The sequence below is a fragment of the Streptomyces sp. CAI-85 genome (genome assembly GCF_013363615.1).
Lineage (GTDB): Bacteria > Actinomycetota > Actinomycetes > Streptomycetales > Streptomycetaceae > Streptomyces > Streptomyces antibioticus_B.
In genome coordinates, this window is the sequence record NZ_JAANNX010000254.1 from 1 (window position 1) to 617 (window position 617).

At 70.7% G+C, this 617-nt stretch carries 1 protein-coding gene; it reads left to right on the forward strand.

Annotated features, from left to right (window positions below; all coding sequences use genetic code 11):
- Window positions 1–617, forward strand: a 617-nt coding sequence (locus G6W55_RS38120; RefSeq protein WP_175525118.1) for a glutamate synthase-related protein, incomplete at both ends; no start/stop codon positions are given.

The window sequence follows — 617 nt, forward strand, 5'->3', positions numbered from 1 at the left end:
TACCTGGTCAACGCGGACGACATCCAGATCAAGATGGCCCAGGGCGCCAAGCCCGGCGAGGGCGGCCAGCTCCCCGGCCACAAGGTCTACCCGTGGGTCGCGAAGACCCGGCACTCCACCCCGGGTGTCGGCCTGATCTCCCCGCCGCCGCACCACGACATCTACTCCATCGAGGACCTCGCCCAGCTCATCCACGACCTGAAGAACGCCAACCCCAAGGCGCGCATTCACGTCAAGCTGGTCTCCGAGGTCGGCGTCGGCACCGTCGCCGCCGGTGTCTCCAAGGCCCACGCGGACGTCGTCCTGATCTCCGGCCACGACGGCGGCACCGGCGCCTCCCCGCTCACCTCGCTCAAGCACGCGGGCGGCCCCTGGGAGCTGGGCCTCGCCGAGACCCAGCAGACCCTGCTGCTCAACGGCCTGCGCGACCGGATCGTCGTCCAGACCGACGGCCAGCTCAAGACCGGCCGTGACGTCGTCATCGCCGCGCTGCTCGGCGCCGAGGAGTTCGGTTTCGCGACCGCGCCGCTCGTCGTCTCCGGCTGCGTCATGATGCGCGTCTGCCACCTGGACACCTGCCCGGTCGGCATCGCCACCCAGAACCCGGTGCTGCGCGA